Origin of the sequence: Burkholderia sp. LMG 13014 (assembly GCF_905232215.1) — a bacterium.
Taxonomy (GTDB): domain Bacteria; phylum Pseudomonadota; class Gammaproteobacteria; order Burkholderiales; family Burkholderiaceae; genus Burkholderia.
On record NZ_CAJNKE010000522.1, the window covers coordinates 1 to 4,095 of the forward strand.

Annotated in this window: 5 protein-coding genes; 4 read left to right on the forward strand and 1 reads right to left on the reverse strand. The window is 63.3% G+C overall.

The features are described 5' to 3' along the window. From JYJ84_RS30080 to JYJ84_RS30090, 3 genes are all read left to right on the forward strand, one after another. On the forward strand, positions 1-254 hold a 254-nt coding region (locus JYJ84_RS30080), incomplete at its 5' end, for an exodeoxyribonuclease VII large subunit (protein ID WP_275890747.1). A 226-nt stretch (positions 255-480) separates the two neighbouring features. Further along, positions 481-1,059, forward strand: coding sequence for a superoxide dismutase [Fe] (gene sodB / locus JYJ84_RS30085; RefSeq protein WP_011352986.1), 579 nt, complete (start codon positions 481-483; stop codon positions 1,057-1,059). A gap of 131 nt (positions 1,060-1,190) precedes the next feature. After that, positions 1,191-2,419 (forward strand): IS3 family transposase gene (locus JYJ84_RS30090; protein WP_175223710.1). Its coding sequence is split into 2 segments (ribosomal slippage): positions 1,191-1,556 and positions 1,559-2,419, totalling 1,227 coding nucleotides; the frame shifts between segments, so codons are not numbered across the junction. Between the two features lie 74 nt (positions 2,420-2,493). Here JYJ84_RS30090 and JYJ84_RS30095 read toward each other — a convergent pair. Continuing rightward, positions 2,494-2,922 carry a hypothetical protein gene (locus tag JYJ84_RS30095; protein WP_043182670.1) on the reverse strand — a complete coding sequence of 143 codons (429 nt, stop codon included), beginning with the start codon at positions 2,920-2,922 and terminating at the stop codon, positions 2,494-2,496. A 341-nt stretch (positions 2,923-3,263) separates the two neighbouring features. On the opposite strand from JYJ84_RS30095, the gene JYJ84_RS30100 reads away from it, so the two are divergent. Further along, on the forward strand, positions 3,264-4,095 hold an 832-nt coding region (locus tag JYJ84_RS30100), incomplete at its 3' end, for an LLM class flavin-dependent oxidoreductase (protein ID WP_205189857.1).

The window sequence follows — 4,095 nt, forward strand, 5'->3', positions numbered from 1 at the left end:
TTGCACTCGCCTTGCAGCGCCGTCACGAACGCGACACGGCTCGCGTGTCAGCCTGTGCGGCAAGGCTCGAGGTGTTGAGCCCGCAGCGCACGCTCGAGCGCGGGTATGCGGCGCTGATCGATGCACAGACGGGCCGCGCGGTGCGCACGCCGAACGCGCTGAAGCCGCAGCGCCGCCTGACCGTGCATCTCGCGGAAGGCTCGGCCGACGTGTCGCTCGCCGACGTGCAGCCGCGGCTGACCGATACGATCTGATGTAACCGGCGCGCGCGCCGCGACGGTCGCGCAACCGGCAAACCGTGCGCCGCAACGGGTGCTGCGCAGCGCCGGCTCGTCCGGCCGGACGTTGCGTCAACATCGCTTTTCCGCATACCGCGGATAAATGGCCCGTGAGTTTGCGGGGTTATTCGTCCTCGCCTACAATCGGACGCTCGGCAGCATTCAACACAAGCCTCCCTACATACTCAACGAAGGAATCGCCATGGCTCATACGCTCCCGCCGCTCCCGTACGCTGAAGACGCACTCGCGCCGACCATCTCGCTCGAGACGATCCAGTACCACTATGGCAAGCACCATCAGGCTTATGTGACGAACCTGAACAATCTGATCCCGGGCACGGAATTCGAGAACCTGTCGCTGGAAGAGATCGTGAAGAAGTCGTCGGGCGGCATCTTCAACAACGCCGCGCAAATCTGGAACCACACGTTCTTCTGGAACAGCCTGTCGCCGAACGGCGGCGGCGCACCGACCGGCGCGCTGGGCGACGCGATCAACGCGAAGTGGGGTTCGTACGACGCATTCAAGGAAGCGTTCACGAAGGCCGCAGTCGGCACGTTCGGTTCGGGCTGGGCATGGCTCGTGAAGAAGGCTGACGGTTCGCTCGACATCGTGTCGACGAGCAACGCAGCGACGCCGCTGACGACCGCCGACAAGGCACTGCTGACGATCGACGTGTGGGAACACGCGTACTACATCGACTACCGCAACGCACGTCCGAAGTTCGTCGAAGCGTTCTGGAACATCGTGAACTGGGACTTCGCAGCGAAGAACTTCGCGTAAGGTCCGGCGCCTGCGCGCCGCTACGGCGCGCGGCACCCAGCAAAAAGCCCTCGTTTCGAGGGCTTTTTTTTATCGCATTGACCCATCCTGAAATAGGTTGACACTTTTTCGCCGAGGCGAGGAGGTGCCAGATGGAGCAAGGGATCAAGCGGACGCAGCGGGACTACAGCCTGGCTTTTAAGCTGTCGGTGGTGGGGCAAGTCGAAAAAGGCGATCTGACTTACAAAGAGGCACAGCGACGCTACGGCATTCAGGGCCGCTCGACGGTGCTGGTATGGTTACGTAAGCACGGCTTGCAGGATTGGGCCGATCCATCCGGTCGTGCGCGATCAGGTTCCACCATGCCGAAGCAAGATTCGAAGCCGCTCACACCGGAGCAACGCATCAAGGAGTTGGAGACGCAGTTGCGAGAAGCGCAGGAGAAAGCCGCGCTGTTCGAAGCGGTGATCGACGTGATGCGCAAGGACTACGGGATCACCGTAAAAAAGCCTTCGGGCAGGTCGTCGCGCAAAAGCGGGTCGAAAAGCTGAGCGTCGAGCGGGCCTGCCGATACATGGGCATCAGCCGCCAAGCGTATTACAAGCGTTGCCAGAGCGAGGCTCGTCGCTGCTCGCAAGCCGAGACCGTCACCTCGCTGGTACAGAACATCCGTCTGCGACAACCGAGGCTGGGCACGCGCAAGCTGCATCATCTGCTCGGACCAGCGCTGGTCGAGCGTGGTATCAAGCTGGGGCGGGACCGACTGTTCGACGTGCTGCGCACCGCGCGCCTACTGGTCGCGCCACACCGCGCGTATCACAAGACCACCCATAGCCATCACCGCTTCCGGCGCCATCCGAACCTATTGAAGGCCGGCCCGGAGCAAATCGTGCCGAAAGCCCCTGAGCAGGTTTGGGTTGCCGACATCACCTATCTGCCGACCGCTGGTCCGTTCGTGTACTTGAGCCTTGTGACCGACGCGTTCTCGCGCAAGGTCGTCGGCTACCACGTCCATGACAGCCTGCAGACCGAGCAAGTCAGTCTGGCGCTCAAGAAGGCGTTGCGTACGCGCCGAAGCCGCCAGCCGTTGATCCACCATTCCGATCGCGGAATCCAGTATTGCTCGACGTATTACCAGGACATCCATCGACGCCATGGTCTGCGCTGCTCAATGACCGATGGCTACGACTGCTATCAGAATGCACTGGCAGAGCGGATCAACGGCATCCTCAAAGGCGAGTTCTTGCTGCATCGCCCGGCCGATCTCAAGCAGGCCGCAAAGATGGTCGAACAGTCGGTGAACATCTACAACTGCGAGCGGCCACATGCCGCCCTCAAATACAAAACGCCCGATGCGGTGCATCGGGCGTTTAGCGGGTGAACACTGTCAACCTATTCCAGGACTTGACAATGTCGACCAGTCTGCGGTCGAAGGGCGGAGCGCTTGCGCCGACGTTACTCGTCGCCTGCATCGTCCGACATGAACGCGCGCATGAACACGAGCGCGCCGAAGCCCCAGACCGCGTTCGCCGCGAAGCCGGCCGCGAGCACGGGCATCATGTTGCCCGACGGCCAGATGCCGCGCAGCGGATCGATCGCGAACACGCGGGCGGCCGTCAGCACGATGCCGCCGAACACCAGGGCGCCGATCCACGATGCCTCGCGTTCCGGCGATACGCGCAGCAGCCACGCCATCGGGACTGCACAGCATGCGCTGATCAGCGCATTCGCGACAAATTCAGGAATGCCGAGCGGCGCGAACGGCTGCGTGGAGAAGCCGGTTGCGGCGATCAGGTCGGCCGTATGAAGGAGTGCGAGCGTGGCTTCGCGGAAGAACAGGGCGGCCAGGAAGCCGGACAGGAATGGCAGGATGACTTTCTGCATCGATGAGTGCACCGCAGGCGCGCACGGCCGGGGCCGTCCGCGCGGAGTTATTCGGATAGGTGCGTCATTATAGGGCCCGCCCGCCGCGATATTCGCTCCAGCGTCGTGCTAATCACGAAAGCGGAAAACCTAAGCTCAAAAAAATCGTTCCAAAGCCCTGCACCGATCCCTAGACTGATTTCCCAGAAACAGCCGTGCAATCGCGTCCTCGCCCGCTGCACGGCCTGACCGGCGAGCCATCCCGATTCGAACGCACACCATGCATGCGCCGCTGATCCGCGACGCGAGCAGGGCGGTGTTTTTTCCAAATTCCGGCAAGGACAGTCAAGCAGGAGCAGCAAATGAATGTGTTCTGGTTTATCCCCACGCACGGCGACAGCCGCTATCTCGGTACGGCCGAAGGTGCGCGCGCCGCGGACTACGATTACTTCAAGCAGGTCGCGGTGGCGGCCGACACGCTCGGCTACGAGGGCGTGCTGCTGCCGACCGGCCGTTCCTGCGAGGATGCGTGGGTCGTTGCGTCGAGCCTCATCCCGGCGACGCAGCGCCTGAAGTTCCTGGTCGCGATTCGTCCCGGCATCGCGTCGCCGGGGCTGTCGGCGCGGATGGCCGCGACGTTCGACCGCCTGTCGGGCGGCCGTCTGCTGATCAACGTCGTGACGGGTGGCGATGCCGCCGAGCTCGAAGGCGACGGCCTGTTCGCGGATCACGACACGCGCTACGAAATCACCGACGACTTCCTGAACATCTGGCGCGGGCTGTTGTCCGCGTCGCACGACAACGGCGGGTTCGACTACATCGGCAAGCATCTGCAGTCGAAGGGCGGCAAGGCGCTGTATCCGCCCGTGCAGCGTCCGCATCCGCCGCTGTGGTTCGGCGGCTCGTCGCCGGCCGCGCACGAGATCGCGGCCGATCACATCGACACCTACCTGACCTGGGGCGAGCCGCCCGAGGCCGTCGCGAAGAAGATCGCCGATATTCGCGCTCGCGCGGAGTCACGTGGCCGCAAGATCAAGTTCGGCATCCGTCTGCACGTGATCGTGCGCGAGACCGAGGACGAAGCATGGCGCGACGCCGAGCGCCTGATCAGCCGCCTCGACGACGAAACCATCGCACGTGCGCAGAAGGCGTTCGCGAACATGGACTCGGAAGGCCAGCGCCGGATGGCCGCGC